This is a genomic window from Rathayibacter sp. CAU 1779, assembly GCF_054551755.1.
On the sequence record NZ_JBTOLK010000001.1, the window covers coordinates 1,741,294 to 1,763,473 of the forward strand.

Consider the following 22,180-nt stretch of genomic DNA (forward strand, 5'->3'; position numbering starts at 1 on the left):
CGGGGGAGTCATGAGCCAAGGGATACGTGCGGCTGCAGCCGCGTTGACGATCGGCGGAATCGTTCTTTTCGCCGCTGCGTTTACTGGGCCGAGCGCCATGGCAGCGCCCGGTGCGAACGTGATCGATGCCCTGACCTCGACGACGAACGCCGACAGCGGCAATGGGTGGGCGATCGATCCGGCGAATCCCGGGGGTGGTGGCATCGAGCAGTTGGTGGAGGGACCGGCAACACCGCCGAGCGGTCGCGGGAGTCTCCAGCTGACGACGCCGACATCGGCTGACCGCGCGCAGGTCTACACCAATCCGGCCGGCGCCGTGCCGTCGGCGTGGGATACGTTGCTGGGCGCGAGCTTCTCCACCTTCACGTTCGCCGCTTCGGATGCTGGAAGCAGTCTCCCTGTCATGCGTTTCGCCGGCTGGCAGGCGGGCACGACGCAGGGCACGTTCACGACTCTGAGCTTCGGCCAGCCCGGCAACGGCACCGCTGCCAGCGGTCAGTGGCAGACCTGGACTCTGACCGATGACTCGATCGTGTTCCAGTCCAATGCCGGCGACGGAGGCTTCTGCGTGCAGGCAACGCCGTGCACGTTCGCCGCTTTCGCGGCCCGCTACCCGACCGGTGTGTGGGGTCAGGTTCAGGTGGGCCTGGGCAGCGGTGCAGCCCCCGGAGCGAGCGGATACGCCGACGCCGTATCCGTCACACATGGCAGCACCGCGTACTCCTACGATTTCGAAGTCCCTGCCGTGGAGAACTCGACGGCCTCCGTGCAGCAGGGATCGGTCAGCAGCACAGGAGGGCAAGCGGCGGTGACGCTGACAGCTTCACCGCTTGCGGCCGGACCGGTCGTTTTCACGATCACCGCAACGCTCCCGGACGGAACGCAGCAGACCACTGAACAGTCGGTCGCTGCCGGCGAGACCGCAACGGTCGACCTGGACGTGCCCTTCGGTGCGACCTCAGTGTCAGTGACCGCCCAATCGGTGAGCATTGCGAACGGCACCGTCAGCTTCGCGGCACCTGCCGCAGACACGACCACGCCGCCGCCCTCCCCGGCCGAGGCCTCCCAGGAGCTCGCGGCAACCGGCAGTTCGCTGCCGCCGCTGTGGCCGGCAGTGCTCCTCGTCTCAGTCGGGGCGAGCCTTCTCACCGCATCAACAGCCCGACGGTACCGGGTCGGCCGCCACAACGGATAAGACGACACCGTGCCGCCCGGCCGACGGATGCACGTTGGCAATCGGCCGCCTGAGGAATCAGTCAGCTCACTTCGGCTACCGGCGTGGATCCCGTGTCCTCGGTCGGCTTCGACGTCGAACTGCTTCTCGGGTCGCCCTCAGAATGCCGCAGCACCGGCCTCCGCGACCGTCTGATCCTGTTCGCCCGAGCCTCCGCTGACCCCGACGGCCCCGACCACATGGCCGTCTCGCACCAAAGGAAGGCCGCCGGCGAAGATGGCGACGCGTCCGTGGTTGGTGGCGTGGATGCCGAAGAACTGCTGCGTTGGCTGCGAGTTGTCGCCGAGGTCCTTGGTGGAGATGTCGAACGCACGCGAGGTCCAGGCCTTGCTGATGGAGATCTCGACGCTGCCGATCCACGCGCCGTCCTGGCGCTCGTGCGCCACGAGGTTGCCGCCGGCGTCCACGACGGCGACGTTCATGGGCTGGCCGATCTCGTCGGCGCGCGCTTCGGCGGCGGCGATGACGCGGCGAGCGTCTTCCAGAGTGACGGACATGAGTGTTCCTTTCATCGGGGATGACCGGATGCCGCGAGCACGGGCATCCGGAATCAAGGGGGCGAAGCTCTAAGCGGCCCTGATGTAGCCGTTGGGGTTCAGCACGTACTTGCGTGCGGCGCCCTTGTCGAAGTCGGCGTAGCCCTGTGGGGCGTCCTCGAGCGGAATGGGCGTGGCGTTGACGGCCTTCGCGATCTGCACCTTGTCGTGCAGGATCGCCTCCATCAGCTGGCGGTTGTAGCGCATGACCGGACACTGACCCGTGGTGAACGACAACGACTTCGCCCAGCCCAGTCCCAGTCGCAGCGACAGGGATCCGGTCTTGGCCGCCTCGTCGATGCCTCCGGGGTCACCCGTGACGTAGAGTCCGGGGATGCCGAGGGCACCGCCCGCCGCGGTGAGGCCCATGAGGTCGTTGAGCACCGTCGCGGGCGCCTCGTGCGAGGAATCCGCACCGTGACCTTTGGCCTCGAACCCGACCGCGTCGACGCCGGCGTCGACCTCGGGGACTCCGAGAAGCTGCTCGATCTGATCCCGTGGATCGCCCTGCGAGACGTCGACGGTCTCGCATCCGAACGAGCGTGCCTGCGCCAGGCGGTCGGCGTTGAGATCCCCGACGATCACCACGGCAGCGCCGAGGAGTTGCGCACCGGCCGCGGCGGCGAGCCCGACAGGCCCTGCGCCGGCGATGTAGACGCTCGAGCCGGGGCCAACACCCGCGGTGAACGCTCCATGGAACCCGGTGGGGAAGATGTCCGACAGCATCGTCAGGTCGAGGATCTTCTCCAGCGCCTGGTCGCGGTCGGGGAACTTCAGCAGGTTCCAGTCGGCGTAGGGCACGAGCACGTACTCCGCCTGTCCGCCGACCCATCCGCCCATGTCGACGTAGCCGTATGCGCTGCCCGGCCGGTCGGGATTGACGTTGAGGCAGATGCCGGTCTTGCCCTCCTTGCAGTTGCGGCACCGGCCGCACGAGATGTTGAACGGCACCGAGCAGATGTCGCCGACCTTGATGAACTCGACCCCGGGACCGACCTCGACGACCTCGCCCGTGATCTCGTGGCCGAGCACCAGCCCTGACGGCGCCGTGGTGCGTCCTCGCACCATGTGCTGATCGGAGCCGCAGATGTTGGTCGACACGGTGCGAAGGATCGCGCCGTGCGGCACCTTGCGCCCCACGTTCGCGGGATTCACTCCCGGTCCGTCCTTCAACTCGAACTCGGGGTAAGGGGTGTCCTCGACCTCGACCACGCCCGGTCCCTTGTACACGACGGCCCTGTTGCCTGACATCGTCGTCCTCCACAGTTCTGCCCGCTTCGCGGCGGCATCCTTGCCGTCCGCTGTGATCGAGCCTCGGCGATGTGCCCCTGCGTGGCCACCATTCCTGAGGACCGTTCCGCCTACCCGAACGGGTGGGCGATCCGTGTCGAGCGCGACGGCCTAGGGTGGGAATCGTGACCGACGGGGGTGGGTCCTGCACCGAAGAGACGCTGCGCGATCTCGTCACCGTGGTCAGCGCGCCCGCCTACGCGCTGGCCGATCGGCTCTCGTCGTTGCTCGTCGGGTTCGTCGCGCACGACGCACTGCTGATCCTTGCGGCCGACACCTCGGGCGCCGCACGGCGCGGTTCGGGCGATCGAGCGTTCATCGACGGCGTGTCGTTCCTCGATCTGGATGAGCTTCGGCGGGTGATCCCCCCGGGATCCGCCCGGCACAGCGAACTCGAGGTGGCCGGAGAGCGCGTGCCGACGTTCGAGGCGCTCTCACGCAACGGAGCTCTGCTCGTGATGGCGCATCCTGGACCGCCGCACGATACCGACGCGATCGTGCTCCAGGCGTGGAACCTCGTCGCGATGCGTGTTCAGCAGCTCGCTGATGCGGCACCCCCCGACTATCTGCAGCGCGCACGGGCCGCGTCCGGCGAGCGTATGGAGGCGTTGAGCGAGCTCGCGGACGAGTACTCGACGACGCTCGAGTCCGTGCTCGCCGCGCTGCGGTCATCCGCACTCGACGACCAGACGGCTCGCACGACCGCGACGGGCATCGCCGCGCAGGGGATGGTTCACCTGCGCACGGCGAGCGATCGCGTCCGCACCTTCACCGAAGAGCCAGTGACGAGCGCGTTCGAGCGGCTTCGCGACGACCTGCGCCCGCTCGTCAAGTACCGTGATCTCGACGTTCAGTTCGTGGAACCGCCCGCGGATGGCCGCCCGCTGCCGAGCGAGGTCGCCCACGGAGCACGCGCCGTCGTTCGCGGCTCCATCCTCGCGCTCGTCGATCGGCCTGAGGTCGGCCGGGTTCGAGTGCAGTGGGGATGCGACGGCACGAACCTGCTCATCGACATGCGCGACGACGGACCAGGCGACTTCACGGATGCCTCGACGCAGCTGCAGCTCGTGCGCCAACGCGTTCACGCGCTCAACGGCCAGCTCGAGATCGAGGCGACTCCTGGCTGGGGAACGGAGATGTCGATCGTCATTCCGCTCGACCCGCCGCACGCGACGGCGGCGCTCGCCGCGGCGTGGCGGCTGCGCCCGCGTGAGGTCGACGTGCTGAAGCTGCTGGCGGCCGGGCGGCGGAACAGGGCGATCGCCACCGAACTCGGCATCAGCGAGAACACCGTGAAGTTCCACGTCGCTGCGATCTACCGCAAGCTCGGCGTCACGTCGCGCGCCGAGGCGGCATCCGTGTTCCTGGCACAGCCGGCCGGGACCTGATCGAGTGTGGCGGTCGGATCGACGCGACGACTCCGGGGTGCCGCGTGATTCCGCGGGCCACGGGCTGGCCACATGATGCCCCTCGCCAGCGTTCTCATCCTTGCGGGGGCAAGTCCTTGCCGTTCGCAATCTGCTCGAGCGCCGACACGTGGCCGGCGAACGCAGTCCGACCAGCCTTCGTGAGCACAATCCAGGTCAACCGGCGCTTGTCAGTGCGCGAACTCGACGGTTCCTTGAGAATCGAGACGTACCCCTCATCCGCGAGCATCACGATGCTTCAGCTCGATGTACCGGCCGAGGCACCTCTGCTAGACCTGCCGGATGACGTTCGAGAGCCGATCGCGGAGAGCGACGTCGTAGGCGGCAACGGCAACGCCCTGGGTGGGATCATGTTGTGGGCCACCGGCATGCGCCTAAACACGCTCGAGATCTATTGGTTCACGAACGACCGCCCGACCGAGCTGCCGAACACCGCTCAGGTCATGACCAGCCCTGCGCGCTAATGGATCCCTGACTGACGCATCTGCAGGACCAAGGCCAGCCGAGCGCCCCACTGCGGCACGAATCCGGATCCGCATACGGTACGATTCCGCAGGCCACTCTACGTAGCCACGCGGCCCATCAGGGCTGCTGGCGAGCCTTCTCGATGATGTCGACCGTGTCGTCCATGTTGTACACATTCCGCAACTGCCGCAGGACTTCGTCCAGTGATCGTTTCGGCAGTCCGCCCGTGCCGCTGAAGGCCACGATGGACTCGGCTGCCCGCAGCGCGGCAACGGGATGCATAGACGCGGTCGTGAAGGCGAACCTGTCCGGCGGCTGCACCGTGATCGTCGCGGGCACCCTGTCGTCAGGAAAGTCCTTCAGATTCTCGGTCACGATCGTGCCGGCGCCGCCGATGTGCGCAGCTGCAACCACGTGCTCATCGTCCGGATCCGGCAGACCGTAAGTGCCCTCGAGTGGTTCCCACCCTGTGACCATCGCGTCGGAGAATTCGTCGCGCATCAATGCAACGAGTCTGGCCGCCCGCGCCTCAGCGTCGGCCGGGCCGGCGCCCCGGTTTATGAGCTTCTCGGTTTCGTGTTCCTCGAGCTCGTCGAGGATCACCTCACTCCACAACGGGCGATATGCGCCCTCGACGGCGAGAGCCAGAAGGAAGTTGCGACGCATGTTCGGCCACAACACATTGGTATCGAGAAGGGCGCTGAACACGCCTCATTCTTTCGAACGTCGGCGCCTTTCCGCGACTTTGGCGCGAGCTGCCCGCAGGTTTGCTGCGATCTCGGCAGGGTCGTCGTCTTCATCAATGGCTTCAGAGAGCGCAGTCAGGGCCGCGTACTGAGCTGCTCGGCGCTGTTCGATGTAGTCGAGGACATCGCGGAGCTTCAACCGCCGGTGCGAGGAGACTCGCTTGTACTCGATGGCTCCGTCGTCCAACAGCTTGATTAGCGTTGGTCGGCTTACGCCGATGAGATCTGCGGCCTGCTGCGTCGTTAATGTCTGCGATCGCGGAGACACGGTGACAGCTAGTCCCTGCTGCATCGCCTCGACCACCTGGACCACCACGCGGTAGACCTCTTCCGGTAGCTCGATCTGCTCGTGCACGTTGGGACCTGCCAGCAGATACCGTGGGGCCGGCTCGCCGTTGCCCGCTTCACGGCGGGCAAGGAGGAAGTCGTGGACCTGAGCTAGCTCCTCGACGTCCTCGGGTTCATAAGTGCGCTCTTCCAGCGCTGACGTTGCCATAATCAAACATCCTCTATTCGTAAGAATCGTAACAAGCTTTCGTTTCGTGCGATACAGGTAAACGTACGAACCCAGCAGAAACTCACCGTTTACAGGCAACGTGTCGCACGAGCATCCGGTCCGGGCACGACTGTGAGGCGGGCCGACGGACCCTCCAGAGCGCGAGGGCCGACCCGCACCAACTAGTGCCCTCAACTGGATCCGTATGCGTGCGGCTGCCGCAGGTAGGAGCTCAGGTCTCGGGCGACTCGATTGACAACGCCTCGAGAGCGCGTGCGACCTCGGCTGGTGTCACGTCGCACCCGGTGGCCCGATTGCCGGACCAGTTCACGCCGACGAGGAGCCCATCGCGCTGAAGGCCCGGCAGCCATCTGCGGTTGAAGTCCTCTAGTAGCACTTCGACCGGTTGGAATCCGGCGTAGGCAGCGACGTTCGCGATTACGCGTTCGGCTCGGCCCGGGTGGACCAAAACGGCATTGCGCGTTGTCCGGATCCGCTTGCGGGCGCCGGAATCCCCTCTGCATCGCGCAGCGTCCACACCGCACCCGATCGCGTCGCGTCACGGTAGAAGACGGATGCCTGTGCCGCACTCGTGCTCATACTCGAATCTTGCCGTCGCCGACGACACAATGCACGGAGCACGATCCGCTTACGTGCGGGGAGCTATCTGCCGAGGATGCCGGTTTTGAGCTGCTCCAGCGCGCCGGGCAGCGCGTAGACGGAGTTCAGGTAGTTCGATGTCGAGCTCGGGTCGAATCGCATGTGTCTGGAGTCCCCAAACGGCTGCCCCCTGGTGAACTCGCTAGCGTTCGGTGAGCGGCATCCAGATTCAGCCCGAGGACGTTACTGGGAGATCCAAGCACGGACACTCGACGACACATCCACCCGACAACGCCGAGCGAGTGACAACAGCGTCGACGCCCGCTGGCGAGATCGGACTGCGTTCGGCTTGAGGTTGCTTCCACCGAACTGGCGTCAGTGATGACCGACGGAGGGGCCTCCACCAACCAGGTGCTGTCAAACTGGCTGCCATGCAGTTGCGTCTGTTGACCAAGCACTTGTTGAATTCGCGCGAGTTCGGTCTCGGATACTGGTGGATCGATGGTCTGACGTACGAGGCTACGGAAGCTGGGTCAGATCGAGACTTGCTCGCGGCCCTCATCGCGGATCCCTGGTATCACCACAGTTACGCCGCACCACGAGGCGACGTACCCGACCTGAACGACCGGGAGATACACGGCCCCTACCGGATCCCTGCCATCGAACCCCGAGCATTCGTGCGAACGGACCACAATCATGCGGTGAGGCGACTTGACGACTGGCTCGACCAGAACGATTCCAGAGCGTCCGCGACAGCCGCCTTCCAAGGCCTTATCCGTGAGCTGTTGCCAACCGGGTACACAATCTACGAACTCCCTGACCTTGGCGATTCATCGAGACACGAATGGGGTTGGGTCGTGGGGAGCGACACAGGGTTCGTTGAGTACGTCGCAATCTCACCCGACTCGAAGACACTCAACCTGCTTGTCGCAACCGACGACTGACAACACGCACGTAACCCGATCGTCTTGCGGACGTCCTATGCGTATCCGCGTCGCAAGAGCATGCCTGCTGCCTTGTTGAAGACAGCTGCGCCGGGTATGTCGAAGTCGAGCGCGTTGGCGTAGCGGGTGATGATCGCGAACAGGGCCGCGACTGCAGAAGCGTCCTCGAGTTCCGCGCGAGTGACACCGGCCTGCATGGCGCGGCGAGCGTCGGCGGTGCCGAATTCGTCGGGTGTCTTAGTGACACACGAGACGCTGCGCTTATGCCCCTCAGCCTCCGGCACCCCGCTCGGTGCTGCGCGCGACGTACCGAAAGTCGTCTGCCGGCGCCGTGCCCATATGCCAAAGAAACAGCATATGGAACGATTCAGACGGGCAATAGAAAAAACAAAGGCCTGGTCAAAGGCAAAAACCGAATGGTGCCCCTGGAGGGACTCGAACCCCCAACCGTTTCCTTAGGACGGAACTGCTCTTCCATTGAGCTACAGAGGCTGGCCCGTCAAGTTTAGCGGGCTGGGGGATCCGGTCGTGACGCCGACACCGATGCAGGACGGAGGCAGTGACCGGGGCCTGGTCCCGCTACTCGCCGGGGTCGAGCCTCACGCGTTCGACACCGAAGCCCTGGAGCGTTGCAGTGCGTCCCGGCAGTTGCACGGTGACGGCATGCGGCTGCTGGTTGATGAGCACGACGCCGTCGGTCGTCGGCACGGCCTCCACGGCATCCGGCAGCCCTCCGAGGGGTGCCGAGACGTCGGCGGAGGCGAGGGCGACGTCGAGGACGGATGCCGCCCCTGTCTGATCCGTCAGCGTCGTCACATGCAGCGAGAGGCCGTTGCCGTACGGGTTCCGTACGAGCACGGCGCGATCACCGAGCACGCTGGTGATCGCGGCATCCGAGACAACCGACCCGGTGGTGACAACGAACTCCTCGCGGATGCCACGTGCCGCGGACGGCGCATCCGCGTCGACCGGAAGCCCCTCGAAGTCCACGGGGTATCCGCCAAGGACCTCGCGCAGCTGCACGGCGAATCCGCCGGGACGGAACGCGTCCTGTTCGTCGACGACATCCGTGAACGCCGTGGTCACCAGGGTGCCGCCGCGCGCGACGAAGGACGTCAGCGATGCGGCCCCGGCCTGGGTGAGGAGGTAGAGCGCGGGCGCGATCACGAGATCGTATCCGGTGAGGTCGTGTTCGGCACGCACGATGTCCGTGAAGACGTGCCGGGTGTGCAGCGCGGAGTACCAGGTCTGGACTTCTGCGAGGTAGTCGATCGTTGCGGGATGATCCGGCTGATCCAGCGCCCACCAGTTCTGCCAGTCGACGACGATCGCGACGCGCGCGGCCGGCGGGAGGTCGACATCCCGCTGGCGCAGCGACCTGCCGTACTCGACGACCTCGTGCCAGGTGCGGGTGGCCGTTCCGGCGTGCGGGAGCATCGCGGAGTGGAACTTCTCGGATCCGCGTACGGATTGCCGCCACTGGAAGAACATGATGGATCCGGCGCCCCTCGCCAGAGCCTGGTCGCTGAGCGCGGCCATCTGGCCTGGAGCCTTGAAGGCGTTCGCCGGACGCCAGTTGACGGCGTTCGCGGCCTGCTCCATGAGGATCCACGGCGTGCCGGGCTTGAGTGAGCGCATCAGGTCGCGCGTGAACGCCGCGGTGCGGAACGATGCGGGATCCGCCGGGTCGGGGTAGCTGTCGTCGGCGATGACATCGACCTCCTGCGCCCACCGCCAGTAGTCCAAGGGCTCGAAGGCGCCCATGAAGTTCGTCGTGATCGGCTGCGTGGCGCCAGCGGTCCGCAGGATGTTGCGCTCCATCGTGTAGAGCTCGAGGATGCTGTCCGACGTGAACCGCCGGAAGTCGAGCAGGCCGCCCGGATTCAGGGAGTACGGCGCCCGCCGCGGCGGCAGCACCTCGTCGAAGGATCCGTAGCGCTGCGACCAGAACGTCGTGCCCCACGCACGGTTCAGGGCACCCACGTCGCCGTATCGGCGCTCCAGCCACGCACGGAAGGCGACGGCCGCGTGATCCGAGTAATCGGCGTGCACGTGGCACGCGTACTCGTTGTTCACGTGCCACATCCGTACGGCGGGATGCGTCGCGTAGCGCGCACCGATCCGCTCGACGAGTTGCGCAGCCAGGCGGCGGTAGTCGGGGCTGGTGGGGGAATAGTGCTGGCGGCTGCCCGGGCCGAGCGGCACGCCATCGGCCGTGACGGGAAGGATGTCGGGGTACCGTCGCACCGCCCAATGCGGGATCGAGGCGGTCGCCGTCGCCAGGTTGACGCCGACGCCTGCGTCACCGAGCAGATCGAGGAAGCGGTCCAGCCACGCGAAGTCCCACTCGCCTTCGTCGGACTGGATGCGGGACCACGCGAACACTCCGAGGCTCACGAGATTGACGCCGGCCTCGCGCATGAGGCGCACGTCCTCGGCCCAGACGTCTTCGGACCACTGCTCCGGGTAGTAGTCGCCGCCGTATCCGATCACGCCGAAGCACCTGGCCTTCCGTTCGCCGAGCGATGTGCTGGAGACGTCAGGCCTTCGCCGCCGACGCCGTCCTCAGCACCGTAGCGGGTCCAGCGAGCGGCGCCGAACGGAGCGATCATCACTGCCGCGCGAGAGTGCCGATCTGCGAGCCGCTCTTGTCGAAGACGACGAGCTTGTCGTCCGACCGCTTCGCTGTTGCCGCGTTGTTGAACCAGGTTGTCACGCCGGGGCACGCCATCAGCGTCGACGCGAAGACGCCGAACGAGAACACGTCGCCGGAGACCGTGCCCTTGCCGGTGATCCGGTTGCAGCCGTCCGTTCCGTGGAATGCGCCGTCCTTGCCGATCGTCACGTTCGCCTTGCCGGAGCCCGAGGATCCCCACGATCCCGCGAAGTCCGAGACCGACGTGCTGCTGCACGCCGACAGCGTCAGCGCGAGCACGCCTGCGGTCACGAACGCGGTCGCCCAGCGCGTCGCCTTCATGTCGTCTCCCTGCCATCGAGCGCGGCGCCGGACACCGTCGTCCGGCTCCGCTGAGCCGAACGTAGACCGGAGGGTCGCGCCACACGGCCGGGAGTGGCTCAGATCACCCGCACAGGGCTGCCGTCGTCCCAGGCGAGGATGTCGTCGACGGCGTCCGTGTAGAAGCGTTCGTACTGCTGGGTCGTGACGTATCCGAGGTGCGGCAGGAGCAGGGTGCGAGGCGCGCTGCGCAGCGGATGGCCGAGGGGCAGAGGCTCGGTGTCGAAGACGTCGAGGGCTGCACCGGCGAGGCGATGTTCCTCGAGAGCGGAGACGAGCGCATCCTCGTCGACGATCGGACCGCGTGAGGTGTTGATCAGATACGCGGACGGTTTCATCAGCGCGAGCTCTCGGGCTCCGACGAGTCCTCGGCTGCTGTCGGTGAGCGGCAGATGGATGGTGAGGATGTCCGACTCCCGGAACAGCCCGTCCCTGTCGCCGATCCGCGCGCCGTGTGCGTCGGCCCGTTCCTGCGTGATCGAGCGGTCCCACGCGATCACGTGCATGCCGAGCGCGTTCGCCGCCTCGGCGACCGGGCCGCCGAGGCGGCCGAGTCCGAGGACGCCGAGCGTCAGCCCGCCGAGGCCTGGTCCGATGGTGTGCTGCCATCCACCGCCGCGGACCGCGGCATCCTCCTCCACGAAGTGGCGGGTCAACGCGATCATCATGCCGATCGTGAGCTCGGGGACGGGATTGCCTGCGCCGCGGGTGCCCGTCACGACGACGCCGTGCGCGGCCGCCGCGGCGAGGTCGACGGACGCGTTCTTCATGCCGGTGGTCACGAGCAGGCGGAGGGCCGGCATCCGCCCGAAGAGCGTCGCGGGGAAAGCGGTGCGCTCCCGCATGGCGACGACGACCTCGCTTCGGACCAGGCGTCCGGCCAGCTCGTCGCCGTCGAGGTGGTCTCGCACGACGTCGATGTCGAAGCGCTCGGCGACGGCGGTCCAGTCGGCGCTGGCCAGCGCAACGCCCTGGTAGTCGTCGAGGATCGTCAGGCGGCGCATGGGCATCCCTTCTACGATTATCTTGACGTCGAGATAATCGTAGGGCGACCGAGGCGCGGTGGCGACACCGAGTGCCGGCACAGAGACACCCCCGGACGACCCGCCCCCGCCAAGGAGAACAACATGAGCATCGAACTCGAAGACACCGCAGCCCTCGTCGTGATCGACCTCCAGACCGGCATTCTGGGGCAGCAGACCGCCCACCCGCTGGAGCAGATCATCGGCAATTCCGCCGCGCTCGCCGAGGCGTTCAGGGCGAAGGGTCTTCCGGTCGTGCTCGTGAACGTTGCGGGCACCGCGCCGGGGCGCACGGAGCGCGGCAAGGCGACCGGACGGACGGGCGCCCAGACCCTTCCGGAGCAGGCCACCGTGCTGCTTCCGGAGCTGGGGCAGCAGCCAGGTGACATCACGGTCACGAAGCGCACGCTCGGCGCCTTCGGCTCGACCGACCTGCACGCCAAGCTGCAGGAGGTAGGCGCCACGCAGATCGTCCTGACCGGCGTGTCCACCACGTCAGGCGTCGAGTCGACCGCCCGCGCAGCCTACGAGCTGGGCTACCACGTGGCCTTCGTCGTCGACGCCATGAGCGACGCAGCCGAGGCGCACGAGGCATCGGTCACGCACCAGTTCCCGAAGCTCGGCGAGCTCGGCACGACGGACGAGGTGCTGGAGCTGCTCGCGGCGCGTTGAGCAGTGAGCGTCCGCCGGCGGCGTAGCCGAACGGCATCCGACGTCATCACACGGCGACCGATGCCGCGAGCCGCAGCGCTCCCTCGACCGGAGGCACGTCGAGCACCGACAGACGCAGCGGATGCTCGTGCCCTGCCAGGCGCGCGCTCACGGCTTCCCGCAGCGCCGGTTGGTTCACGATCACGCCGCCTGCGGCCACGACCTGCTCCCCGAGCCCGCCGCGACGGATGACCGCGGCGACGCCGTCGACCAGCCGGTCGGCCGCAAACGCGATGGTCTCGCGGGCGAGGAGCGATCCGTCGTGTGCGGCGGCGAACACCAGGGGTGCAGCCTCGCCCAGTCGAAGCGGATCGGTCACGATCGTCGCAGCCCCGGCGAGCTCGGCGGCGTTGCTGCTGTCGAAGTGGTCGAACAGGGCCGACGTGAGGCTGTCGTGCGTAGCTTCGCCGGCATCCGCTGCAGTGAGCACCCGGCCGATTGCGTCGCGCACGAGTCCGGGTCCGCTGCCCCAGTCGCCGAACAGCCAGCCGTAGCCGTCGGCGGTGATCCGTCGTCCGGCCGCATCGCGTGCGCTCACGATGGATCCGGTGCCGACGACCATCGCAACGGCGTGGTCGACGCCCATGGCCGGGCCGAGCAGGTCGGCGTCGTTCTGCACTCGCACCGGGTGGTCGAGCGCTGTCGAGAGCGTACGGCCGGCGAGGTCGATGTCGGCATCCGTGTCGCAGTCGCGGAGTCCGATGACGATGGTCGTCGCGTCGCCGATGCGCGTGCGGGCGGCGATCCAGGCGGCAAGGCGCGGCAGGTTCTCCTCGTCGGAGAAGAGGTGACCGGAGCGCCACTCCGACGAGGCCCCGACGATGTCGCGTCTCTCACCGGCGTCGTCGATCACTGCCAGGTGGGTCTTGGTTCCTCCGACGTCGATGCCGACGAGGCGATCGGAGCGCGGATGCCCGTTCACGCGAGATACGTCGCCGTGCGGGCCCGGTCGATCGCCAGATCGCCGATGCCGGTGATGGCCGCGTCGAAGCCGAGCCGGCTCGGCACGATGGTCGGAACGGACGGGATGCGGCCAACGAGCCTGCGCGTGATCTGGTCCGCCGACAGGCTGCTGTACTGCGCGAAGGCGCCGGCGAGCACGATGACGCTGGGGGCGAGCACCACGGTGACCGCCGCGCAGATGAGGGCGATGTTGTCGAAGAACTCGTCACGCGCGCGTGCCGCCTCGGCATCCCCTTCCGCCACGAGGCGCATCATGGCGCGGAAGGCCGGACCGATCCGTCGGTCGACGTGGCCGTCGCCGCCGCCCGTCATGTAGGGCTGGATCTCCGCGGAGATCGTGCCCTCGACATCCCCGAGGTCCGTGAAGTAGCGGCCGAAGGACTTGGAGGACGTGAGCAGGTATCCCACCTCACCGGCTGCGGATCCGAATCCGCGGTGGATGCGGCCCTCGCTCACGATGCCCGCGCCGATGCCGGTGCCGAGCACGAGCGCGACAGCGCTCTCCGCGTCGCGGGCCGCGCCGTGCAGGAGCTCGCTGTACGCGGTCGCGTTCGCGTCGTTCTCCGCGAGCACAGGCAGGCCGGTGCGTTCGGCGATGATCCTGGCGACTGGAATGTTGAGCCACTCGAGCTCGATGGCGTTGAGCACGACACCCTCGTCGGTGATGCCCGGCAGTGCGACGCCGATGCCCGTCAGGGGCGAGCTCAGTCCGGTCTCGTCGGAGGTGATGCGGTCGACGAGCCTGAGCAGGCCGTCAAGGCGCGCGGTCGAGGCGTTCGTCTTGTGGAAGTCGAACGCCTCGTACGTCTCGTAGAGCACGTTGCCGCCGAGGTCGATGATGCGGCCGCGGGCGTTGTTCTCCGTCACGTCGATGGCGGCGACCGTGCGGATGTCGGCCACGTACTTCAGCAGGCTCGACGGACGCCCCGCCGACGACCGGTCGAGGCCGCCCGGCTCGATCGCGCCCTCCTCGAGCAACGCCTGGCAGAGTCGCTCGACCGTGGCGGAGCTCAGGCCGGTGCGGTGCCGGATGTCCCGGCGCGACAGCGGTCCGCTCGTGCGCAACAGGTCGAGGATGGCCGTGCGGTTGATGAGCGTCACGTCCCTGGTCGTTGCCGTGCGGCGTTGGCCGGGCTGCGGCGCGGCCGCGACGGAGGGCACTCCGTTGCCGTTGCCGTTGTCGGCGCCTTTCGTGCTGTCGCCGTTGCGAGACGTGGTCACTCGGCTGTTCCCTTCGTGTGACGGTCGCCCGGACCGGCGATGTTCTGCGGTGAACGCCTCTTGGCGGCGAAGCGCAGCGTGAGCACCTCGAAAGGCGTCAGTCGAATCGTGCCATCCGATGCGGGCGAGGTGCCGACGGGGATGTCGGTCGGCTCTTCGAGCAGCGACACCGCCTCACCCGGACCGTAATCCGCGTCGACCGTCAGCCGTGCGACGGCGCGCCGACCGTTCGGCTCGTACAGTCGCACGATCAGGTCGCCTGAGCGGTCGTCCGCGAGCTTGACAGCCGAGACGAGGATGCCGTCTCCTTCGACACGCACGAGCGGACCGACGGCCTTCGCGCCGGTGATCCGTCGCAGCGGTGTGTCGAGGTCGATGGCGTGCCGCGCGGCATCCGCCACCTGCGATCCGACGACCAGAGCGTATTCGTGGGTGTGCACGCCCTGGTCGGCCATCGGATCCGGATACCTGGGCGACCGCACGAGCGAGAGCCTCACGGTGGTGGTCACGCCGGTCGCATCATCCGAATCGCGGAGCACGTCGTAGCCGTACGTCGAGTCGCCGACGAGGCTCGCGCCGAATCCCGGCTCTTCGGCGTGCACGAACCGGTGCATCGAGTGCTCGAACTGTGCCGTCTGCCAGCTCGTGTTGGAGTGGGTGACGCGTTTCACGTAGCCGAACTGGGTCTCGGCTGCCGTGTAGTCGGCGTTCAGCGCGAGGGGGAAGGCCACCTTGAGCATGCGCTCGTGCTCGTGCCAGTCGGTCTCCTGCGCGATGCGGATGACCGCGGATGCGGGCGACACCGTGATCCGCTGGCGCACGTGCGACTTCGAGAAGCTTCGTTCCACGATGACGTGCACGCCATCGGTGTCGCGCTGAATGTCGATCGAGTCGGCGGCGGTGAGGCTCTCGACGCGGTTGCGGTAGTGGGCGTCCACATCCCAGGCGTCGCGCGTGTTGGGGAAGTCCTGGTGCAGCTGCAGGAGGCCTGCCCGGCGACCGGATGCGATGGCATCCCGCCCGCTCGCCTTCTCGATGGCCGAGGTGATCAGGCCGTCGGCGGAGACTGCCACGCGCAGCACGCCGTTGTCGATGATGACGCCTCCGTCGACGTGCTCGATCGTGGGTGGCTCCGCGTTCGCGGGCTCGGGCACCGCGATGCCGAGGGCGGAGACGCCGGCACGCTCGAACGGGGCCGCGTTGGCGAGGAGCTCGACGTCGCCGGGTCCGGCCAGAGCATCGATCGAGCGCCGGATGATCTCCTCCGCGCCTCTGGAGAGTGCGGCGTACGACTCGACGGCCTCCCTGTGAACCCACGCGATGGAGGTGCCGGGCAGGATGTCGTGGAACTGGTGCAGCAGCAGCATCTTCCAGAGAGCATCCAGCTCGTCAAAGGGATACGTCGCGCCGGTTCGCGCCGTCGCGGTCGCCGCCCACAGCTCGGCCTCGACGAGCAGCTGCTCGCCGCGTCGGTTGCCCTGCTTGGTGCGGTGCTGGCTCGTGAGCGTTCCGCGATGCGCCTCGAGCACCAGCTCGCCGACCCAGACGGGTGGATCGGTCAGCTCGTGCTTGGCGCGCTCGAAGAAGTCGTCCGGCCGTTCCCACGTCACCCGCGGGCTTCCCTCCAGTGAGGCGAGCCTTCGCGCTCGTCCGACCATCTCTCTCGTCGTTCCGCCGCCGCCGTCTCCCCAGCCGACGGCGGCGATGGAACCGGAGGCGCGGTCCGCCTCGGCGAACCGACGCCTGGCACCGGCCAGCTCGTCGACGGAGAGCCGGGCGTTGTACGTGTCGATCGGCGGGAAATGGCTGAACATGCGGGTGCCGTCGATGCCCTCCCAGTGGAAGGTGTGGTGCGGGAACGTGTTCACCTGGTTCCAGGACAGCTTCTGACTGAGGAACCACTCGAACCCGGCCCGACGCATCAGCTGCGGGAGTGCAGCCGAGTACCCGAAGCTGTCGGGAAGCCAGACCCCCTTGCACGTGATGCCGAACTCGCGGCGGAAGAAGCCCTGCCCGTAGGTGAACTGGCGCACGAGCGACTCGCCGGAGGGCAGCACGGCGTCGCTCTCCACCCACATGCCTCCGAGCGGCACGAAACGACCATCGCGCACGGCGGCGACGACCCGCGAGTAGACCTCGGGGCGGTTGTCGCGCAGCCACTCGTACTGCTGTGCGCTCGACATGCCGTACAGGAAGTCGGGCTCCTCGGACAGAAGCTGCGTCATCGAGGTGGTCGTGCGCGCCACCTTGCGCACCGTCTCGCGCACCGGCCAGAGCCACGCGGAGTCGATGTGCGCGTGTCCGATGGCGGAAAGCGTGTGCTCGCTGGCGGATGCCGGGCGCTCGAGCAGCGGACGGAGCACGGCGCGCGCAGCCGACGCAGTCTCCGCGACACGGTGCAGGTCGATGGCGTCCATCGCCCGATCGATCCCGCGCAGCACGGATGCCCGCCGCGGCCCGTCCTCGAGCTCGGCCTGCAGTTCCAGCAGCACCTCGACATCCAGCGCGAGTTCGTGGCACTCGGCGTCGAAAGCGGTCAGATCCGCTCGCCTCACGGCGTACAGCTGCTGGTCGGATGCGGTCGACCTGTCGCCCTGCCAGGTGGGGAAGAGCGGCAGGTGGTCGAGCAGGTTCGGGTTGGCTGCCGCCTCGACGTAGAACTCGACGTTCTCGCCAGGTGCGGCGCCGATGGGGATCCACTGGTTGCGCGGGTTGATCGCCTTGATGGGCTCGAGATCCGGTGTATACGCGAGGCCCTCGCACTGGAAACCGGGCCACGTGGTGTCGAATCCGAGGTCGACGACGGCCTCGATGCGTTCGCCGTGCCAGCCATCCGGGATGCGCGCAGTCGCCTTGAACCACGCGGTGGACCACGCGGCACCCCAGGGATCGCCCAGGCGGTAGGGCGTGTACTGGAGTGCGAGCGCCTTGGCGGGAGCGATCGGCTCACCCGGCACAGGGGCGATGTGAAGCTCCAGCGCGATGCTGCGCGAGGTGATCGCGGGCCTGATCCGTTCGTCGAGTACACGCTGTGCTCGTTCGACGACGAGTGCATCGGCCGGTTTCATGCCTGTGACTGCCTTCCGCGTTGAGGGTTTCACATCAGGGTGAGATGCCTGCTCGCCGTTGCTACGACTGACGTGGACGCGTGGAAGATCCAATTCGCGTTGCCACTTAGACATCATAGTGATATGAATATCTAACCACCTCCGCAGGCCGCTCCGGCTCGTCCGCTCGGACAGGCTCTGCCCCATCGAAGGACTCAATGATGACTCTGAAGACATCGCAGCCGGGGACGCGGCTACGTCGAGTGCTGGCTTCCGTCGCCGCCCTGTCGGCAGCGGCTCTCGTGTTGGCCGGATGCTCGTCCGCAGGCAGCAGCACGTCGAGCGACAGCAAGAAGGTCACGCTCTGGCTCTCCTCCAGCGCTGCACAGCAGGCGGGTTATGACCAGCTCGTCTCGCAGTACAAGAAGAAGACCGGCGTCTCGGTCAAGATCGTGAACATCCCCTACAGCGGATACACCACGAAGCTGCGCGACGCGGCACAGGCCAATGCGCTGCCCGACATCGCCAGCGTGCCGGCGCTCGACCCGATCTGGACCAACAAGCTGATCGACCTGTCGTCGATCGTGAAGACCAAGTCCAACAAGATCAACGAGAACTTCATCGCCAAGACCTCCGACGGCAAGGTGCTGGCGATCCCGTCGGACGTGACGGCTTCAGGTCTCTTCATCAACAAGAGCCTGTTCGAGCAGGCGGGGGTCTCGTATCCGACCTCGCCGAAGGACACCTGGACGTGGCCCGAATTCATCGCGGCGGCTGACAAGGTGCGCGAGGCGACGGGCGCCAAGTACGACCTCACGTTCGACTCGTCCCCGTCGCGCCTGCGCGCCATGGTCTACGAGATGGGCGGCAAGTACATCCACGCCGACTCCAGCGGCACCTTCTCGGCCGACGCCAAGACGCAGAAGGCCGTCGAGTACTTCGTGGGCCTGAACAACGACACGACCATGCCGAAGTCGGTGTGGACGAGCGGCGCCGACCCGTCGGCCCTGTTCCAGAGCGGTCAGGTGGTCGCCTACTGGTCAGGCGTGTGGCAGGTTTCCTCGTTCGCCGAGAGCATCACCAAGTTCGACTGGGCGAGCGTTCCGACACCGGCTCAGCCCGTGCAGGCCAGCGACGTGAACTCGGGCGGTCTCGTTGTCGGGTTCAACAACAACACGGCGCAGGCCAAGGCCGCGAAGGACTTCCTCACCTGGATGTACGAGCCGGCCCAGTACAAGAAGCTCACCGAGGTGAACGGCTACCTGCCGGTGGAGAGCGGGCTCAACCCCGACTACCCGTTCAAGTCGGCTGCCGCGCAGAATGCCTTCAAGCTCTACAACGAGGAGCTGCCGCTCTACGCGCCCATCTCGGGCTACTTCAACCAGGCGCAGACGAAGTGGGTGCTCGACGGCAAGTCGCTGACCACCGATCCGAGCGTCACCGAGATCGGCAAGGCGATCAACGGTCAGGAGTCGGTGGACACCGCCCTGAAGAACATCGTCGACGGCTACAACCAGCAGGTCGGCAAGTAGCCGACCCGCGTGATCCGCGGATATCAACGATGACAGTCACCGGAACCGCGGCGCAGACGGCCGCTTCGGAGCTGGGGCGCACAGCCCCCGCTCCGAAGCGGGGCCGTCGTGCGCCGCGTCTCAACCACTACACGATCGCCCCGCTCGTGCTGATCGCGGCCAACGTGGTGCTCTTCGCCCTCTTCTTCGTGTGGCCGGCGGTCATCGGTCTCGGGTACTCCTTCACGAACTACACGGGCGTCGGCGACCCGCAGTTCGTCGGCCTCGACAACTACGCCAAGCTGCTCGGCGACTCGAGCTTCTATGCGGCGCTCCTGCGCACGCTCGAGTTCACCATCATCGTGGTGCCGCTCAGCTATGTGATCTCGCTGTTCATCGCGAACCTCATGGTGAGCAGCTACGCCAAGGGCAAGGTCGTCGCCCGCATCATCTTCTTCCTGCCCTGGCTGGTCTCGCCCATCATCACGGGCGTCGTGTGGCGCTGGCTGTTCGGTGAGAACTTCGGGCTTGTGAACTTCATCATCGAGTCCCTCGGCGGCAAGGCCGTGCCGTGGCAGTCGAACGCGAACCTCTCGCTGCTGGTCGTGGTCTTCGCGGCCACCTGGGCCGGCATGGCCTTCTCGATGCTGCTGTTCATCGCCGCCATCAAGAACGTGCCGACGTCGTACTACGAGGCGGCCTCGCTCGACGGGGCGGGTCCCATTCGCCTGTTCTTCTCGATCACTCTGCCGAACATCGCGCCGACCTCGTTCATCGTGATCCTTCTCACCACCATCGGCACGATGAAGGAGTACGCGCTCTTCGTGTCGCTGAACAACGGCGGTCCCGGTACGGACAACAACCTGCTCGTGCAGTACATCTACCAGACCGGATTCCAGCGCGGCCAGATCGGCTACGCGAGCGCGGCCAGCTTCATCCTGATGATCATCCTCATGGCCATCGCCGTCATCCAACTCTTCGTGAACAGGAAGGCGTCTTCCCGATGACCACGTCGACAGACCTCACACGCACACCGGATCTCGGGGACGCGGCGCGGACATCCGTGAACGTGCGACGTCCTGGAAAGCGCAAGAAGGGCATCCCGCCGCGCGAGATCGGGCGTCACCTCTCGGCGACCACGCTGCTGTGGGTGTTCGCCATCGGGTTCCTGTTCCCGCTGCTGTGGTTCCTGCTCAGCTCGTTCAAGCCGGCAGGCGACCTGTTCTCGTATCCGCTCACGCTGTTCCCGAAACAGTGGACGCTCACCGGCTTCACCACCGCGTGGCAGAGCTTCGACTTCGCTCAATACTTCGGCAACACCATCCTCGTCGCGTGCGTCACCACCGTGCTCACCGTCGCCGTCAGCTGTGCGACCGGATACGCACTGGCGAAGTACACGAACCGGTGGTTGAAGGTCTTCTTCGTCTGCATCCTCGCCACGACCATGCTGCCCACCGAGGTCATGCTTGCGCCGTCGTTCATCGTCGTGCGCGACCTCGGCCTCTACAACTCGCTGGCCGGCATCATCGTGCCGTCGATCCTCACCGCCACCGGCGTGCTCATGTTCCGCGGCTTCTTCCTCACCGTTCCCGACGATCTTGTCGAGGCGGCGCGCATCGACGGCGCCAGGGAGCTGTCCATCTTCTTCCGCATCATGGTTCCGCTGTCGCGGCCGATCATGCTGACGCTCGCGATCTTCTCGTTCCAGTGGCGGTGGAACGACTACATCTGGCCGCTGCTCGTGCTCAACGACCCGAGCAAGTTCACCCTGCAGATCGGCATCGAGAGCATCGTCGGCGCCCAGAACATCAACTGGTCGGTGCTGCTGGGCGCATCCGTGATCTCCATCATTCCGCTGGTGCTCATCTACCTCGTGTTCCAGAAGTACGTCATGGGGGCGAACATCAACGCGGGGCTCAAGGACTGATGCGCTTCATACCCTTCCGCGAGGCCATGCTGTCGCAACCCGGGCTGCTGGCCGCACTCGAGTCACGGCTCGACTCCGAACCAGCGGGCTTCCCGGGCGGCGTCGCTCCGTGGCATCCCGGCGAGACCGTCGTCCTCCTGGCGATGGGGGCAGCGCACCACTCGGCCGGCGCGCTGGCGCACGTGCTGCGCTCCGGCGGGATCCGAGCCCTCGACGTCGTCGCGTCCGAAGTGCTCGGAGCGGATGCCGCATCCCTCGGCGATCACGCCCTCGTCGTCACCGAGTCGGGCAGGAGCCCCGAGCCCATCGCCGCCGCCCGTGCGTTCCCGGCGGGTCGGCGACTGGTCATCACGAACGATCCGGATGCCGCGGTGCACGAGATCACGGACGCCGCCATCGACCTCGGAGGATTCGCCGACTCGCGGGCATACACCGTCGGCTTCACGGCGACGCTCGTCGCGTACGACAGGCTCGCGCGGGCGTTGGGGATCGCGCGGTCGGCGGATCCGTCCATCGCGTCCGTCGTCGGCCGGGCGTTGGAGTCGTTCGCATCGCCGGCGGAGGGGTGCGCGCCTGCCGTGGTGCAGGCATCCTCGATCGACGTGGTGGGTTCAGGGCTCTCCGCCTCAGCGGCAGCCGAGATCGCCCTGCTCGCTCGCGAGTGCCTGCGCATTCCCGCGACGGCATACGAGACGCAGCAGTACCTGCACGGTCCGATGGAGTCGGTCGGACCGGGAACGCTGGTCCTGATCGTCGGCGACGGGCGCGAGCGCGAGATCCCGGCATCGCTGGAGGGATCGGGCGCACGCTTCATCGTGATCGGCCGGCGCTCCGAACCTGGTGACGTGCAGTTCGACGTCGGCGCCGCGGAGGGATTCGCCCGGGTCGCAGCCGAGGTGGTGGCCGGACAGCGGCTGATGGCCGCGGCGAACGCCCTCCAGCCCTTCGAGATCGAGGAGTTCGTGCACGGCCAGTCGGACACCAAGGTCTGAGGCGCAGCTGCGTCCACCTCCCAGCAACACGA

The 22,180-nt window shown here is 67.0% G+C and carries 23 protein-coding genes and 1 tRNA gene; 9 read left to right on the forward strand and 15 right to left on the reverse strand.

The window, feature by feature from the left end; genetic code table 11:
- The first annotated feature begins 10 nt into the window (after positions 1–10).
- Positions 11–1,195: a hypothetical protein gene (locus ACX9R5_RS07970; protein ID WP_459408445.1), complete on the forward strand. Its 1,185-nt coding sequence runs from the start codon at positions 11–13 to the stop codon at positions 1,193–1,195.
- Positions 1,196–1,332: 137 nt separating this feature from the next.
- On the opposite strand, the gene ACX9R5_RS07975 is transcribed toward ACX9R5_RS07970, so the two are convergent.
- Both ACX9R5_RS07975 and fdhA read right to left on the reverse strand, forming a co-directional pair.
- Entirely contained in the window at positions 1,333–1,731 is a 399-nt protein-coding gene (locus tag ACX9R5_RS07975; protein ID WP_459408446.1) for a GlcG/HbpS family heme-binding protein, read from the reverse strand.
- 69 nt (positions 1,732–1,800) lie between these two features.
- Positions 1,801–3,021, reverse strand: a complete 1,221-nt coding sequence (fdhA, locus tag ACX9R5_RS07980) for a formaldehyde dehydrogenase, glutathione-independent (RefSeq protein WP_459408447.1) — start codon at positions 3,019–3,021, stop codon at positions 1,801–1,803.
- A 164-nt stretch (positions 3,022–3,185) separates the two neighbouring features.
- Between fdhA and ACX9R5_RS07985 the strand changes: the two genes are divergently transcribed.
- Positions 3,186–4,448: a LuxR C-terminal-related transcriptional regulator gene (locus ACX9R5_RS07985; protein WP_459408448.1), complete on the forward strand. Its 1,263-nt coding sequence runs from the start codon at positions 3,186–3,188 to the stop codon at positions 4,446–4,448.
- A gap of 94 nt (positions 4,449–4,542) precedes the next feature.
- Here ACX9R5_RS07985 and ACX9R5_RS07990 read toward each other — a convergent pair whose 3' ends face one another.
- Complete coding sequence (locus ACX9R5_RS07990; RefSeq protein ID WP_459408449.1) at positions 4,543–4,716, reverse strand: transcriptional regulator; 174 nt, start codon at positions 4,714–4,716, stop codon at positions 4,543–4,545.
- A gap of 4 nt (positions 4,717–4,720) precedes the next feature.
- Between ACX9R5_RS07990 and ACX9R5_RS07995 the strand changes: the two genes are divergently transcribed.
- On the forward strand, positions 4,721–4,951 hold the full coding sequence (locus tag ACX9R5_RS07995; RefSeq protein WP_459408450.1) for a hypothetical protein: 231 nt from the start codon (positions 4,721–4,723) through the stop codon (positions 4,949–4,951).
- Between the two features lie 118 nt (positions 4,952–5,069).
- Here the strand turns inward: ACX9R5_RS07995 and ACX9R5_RS08000 are convergent, their stop codons facing one another.
- From ACX9R5_RS08000 to ACX9R5_RS08015, 4 genes are all read right to left on the reverse strand, one after another.
- Positions 5,070–5,660 carry a PIN domain-containing protein gene (locus ACX9R5_RS08000; RefSeq protein ID WP_459408451.1) on the reverse strand — a complete coding sequence of 197 codons (591 nt, stop codon included), beginning with the start codon at positions 5,658–5,660 and terminating at the stop codon, positions 5,070–5,072.
- 3 nt (positions 5,661–5,663) lie between these two features.
- A complete protein-coding gene (locus ACX9R5_RS08005) occupies positions 5,664–6,194 on the reverse strand; it encodes an excisionase family DNA-binding protein (RefSeq protein ID WP_459408452.1) in 531 nt (176 codons plus the stop codon).
- Between the two features lie 232 nt (positions 6,195–6,426).
- A complete protein-coding gene (locus ACX9R5_RS08010) occupies positions 6,427–6,663 on the reverse strand; it encodes a DUF2750 domain-containing protein (protein ID WP_459408453.1) in 237 nt (78 codons plus the stop codon).
- On the reverse strand, positions 6,633–6,794 hold the full coding sequence (locus tag ACX9R5_RS08015; RefSeq protein WP_459409082.1) for a DUF2750 domain-containing protein: 162 nt from the start codon (positions 6,792–6,794) through the stop codon (positions 6,633–6,635). The genes ACX9R5_RS08010 and ACX9R5_RS08015 overlap by 31 nt, the downstream gene beginning before the upstream one ends.
- A 431-nt stretch (positions 6,795–7,225) precedes the next feature.
- Here ACX9R5_RS08015 and ACX9R5_RS08020 point away from each other — a divergent pair, with 431 nt between their 5' ends.
- On the forward strand, positions 7,226–7,738 hold the full coding sequence (locus tag ACX9R5_RS08020; protein ID WP_459408454.1) for a hypothetical protein: 513 nt from the start codon (positions 7,226–7,228) through the stop codon (positions 7,736–7,738).
- A gap of 35 nt (positions 7,739–7,773) precedes the next feature.
- Here ACX9R5_RS08020 and ACX9R5_RS08025 read toward each other — a convergent pair whose 3' ends face one another.
- The 5 genes from ACX9R5_RS08025 to ACX9R5_RS08045 all read right to left on the reverse strand — a co-directional run bounded on the left by ACX9R5_RS08025 (position 7,774) and on the right by ACX9R5_RS08045 (position 11,758).
- A complete protein-coding gene (locus tag ACX9R5_RS08025) occupies positions 7,774–7,935 on the reverse strand; it encodes a hypothetical protein (RefSeq protein ID WP_459408455.1) in 162 nt (53 codons plus the stop codon).
- Between the two features lie 220 nt (positions 7,936–8,155).
- A tRNA-Arg gene (locus ACX9R5_RS08030) sits at positions 8,156–8,230 on the reverse strand.
- A gap of 87 nt (positions 8,231–8,317) precedes the next feature.
- On the reverse strand, positions 8,318–10,231 hold the full coding sequence (locus ACX9R5_RS08035; protein WP_459408456.1) for a beta-galactosidase: 1,914 nt from the start codon (positions 10,229–10,231) through the stop codon (positions 8,318–8,320).
- Positions 10,232–10,349: 118 nt separating this feature from the next.
- On the reverse strand, positions 10,350–10,715 hold the full coding sequence (locus ACX9R5_RS08040; RefSeq protein ID WP_459408457.1) for an META domain-containing protein: 366 nt from the start codon (positions 10,713–10,715) through the stop codon (positions 10,350–10,352).
- A 98-nt stretch (positions 10,716–10,813) separates the two neighbouring features.
- Positions 10,814–11,758, reverse strand: a complete 945-nt coding sequence (locus ACX9R5_RS08045) for a D-2-hydroxyacid dehydrogenase family protein (RefSeq protein WP_459408458.1) — start codon at positions 11,756–11,758, stop codon at positions 10,814–10,816.
- Between the two features lie 123 nt (positions 11,759–11,881).
- Between ACX9R5_RS08045 and ACX9R5_RS08050 the strand changes: the two genes are divergently transcribed.
- Complete coding sequence (locus ACX9R5_RS08050; RefSeq protein ID WP_459408459.1) at positions 11,882–12,448, forward strand: isochorismatase family protein; 567 nt, start codon at positions 11,882–11,884, stop codon at positions 12,446–12,448.
- Positions 12,449–12,494: 46 nt separating this feature from the next.
- On the opposite strand, the gene ACX9R5_RS08055 is transcribed toward ACX9R5_RS08050, so the two are convergent.
- The 3 genes from ACX9R5_RS08055 to ACX9R5_RS08065 are packed head-to-tail and all read right to left on the reverse strand — an operon-like array spanning position 12,495 to position 17,739.
- Positions 12,495–13,409 (reverse strand): BadF/BadG/BcrA/BcrD ATPase family protein, encoded by a 915-nt coding sequence (locus ACX9R5_RS08055; RefSeq protein WP_459408460.1) that lies wholly within the window; start codon positions 13,407–13,409, stop codon positions 12,495–12,497.
- The gene (locus ACX9R5_RS08060; protein WP_459408461.1) at positions 13,406–14,671 is read right to left on the reverse strand and encodes an ROK family protein; all 1,266 of its coding nucleotides are present in this window, start codon (positions 14,669–14,671) and stop codon (positions 13,406–13,408) included. The genes ACX9R5_RS08055 and ACX9R5_RS08060 overlap by 4 nt, the downstream gene beginning before the upstream one ends.
- Positions 14,668–17,739 (reverse strand): alpha-mannosidase, encoded by a 3,072-nt coding sequence (locus ACX9R5_RS08065; RefSeq protein ID WP_459408462.1) that lies wholly within the window; start codon positions 17,737–17,739, stop codon positions 14,668–14,670. The genes ACX9R5_RS08060 and ACX9R5_RS08065 overlap by 4 nt, the downstream gene beginning before the upstream one ends.
- 200 nt (positions 17,740–17,939) lie before the next feature.
- On the opposite strand from ACX9R5_RS08065, the gene ACX9R5_RS08070 reads away from it, so the two are divergent.
- From ACX9R5_RS08070 to ACX9R5_RS08085, 4 genes are read left to right on the forward strand one after another with little or no spacing between them, the layout of a single operon-like run.
- Positions 17,940–19,250 (forward strand): ABC transporter substrate-binding protein, encoded by a 1,311-nt coding sequence (locus ACX9R5_RS08070; RefSeq protein ID WP_459408463.1) that lies wholly within the window; start codon positions 17,940–17,942, stop codon positions 19,248–19,250.
- A gap of 29 nt (positions 19,251–19,279) precedes the next feature.
- Positions 19,280–20,236: a carbohydrate ABC transporter permease gene (locus ACX9R5_RS08075; RefSeq protein WP_459408464.1), complete on the forward strand. Its 957-nt coding sequence runs from the start codon at positions 19,280–19,282 to the stop codon at positions 20,234–20,236.
- Positions 20,233–21,156: a carbohydrate ABC transporter permease gene (locus tag ACX9R5_RS08080; protein ID WP_459408465.1), complete on the forward strand. Its 924-nt coding sequence runs from the start codon at positions 20,233–20,235 to the stop codon at positions 21,154–21,156. The genes ACX9R5_RS08075 and ACX9R5_RS08080 overlap by 4 nt, the downstream gene beginning before the upstream one ends.
- The gene (locus ACX9R5_RS08085) at positions 21,156–22,148 is read left to right on the forward strand and encodes an SIS domain-containing protein (RefSeq protein ID WP_459408466.1); all 993 of its coding nucleotides are present in this window, start codon (positions 21,156–21,158) and stop codon (positions 22,146–22,148) included. Before ACX9R5_RS08080 ends, ACX9R5_RS08085 begins: the two co-directional genes overlap by 1 nt.
- Positions 22,149–22,180: the final 32 nt, after the last annotated feature.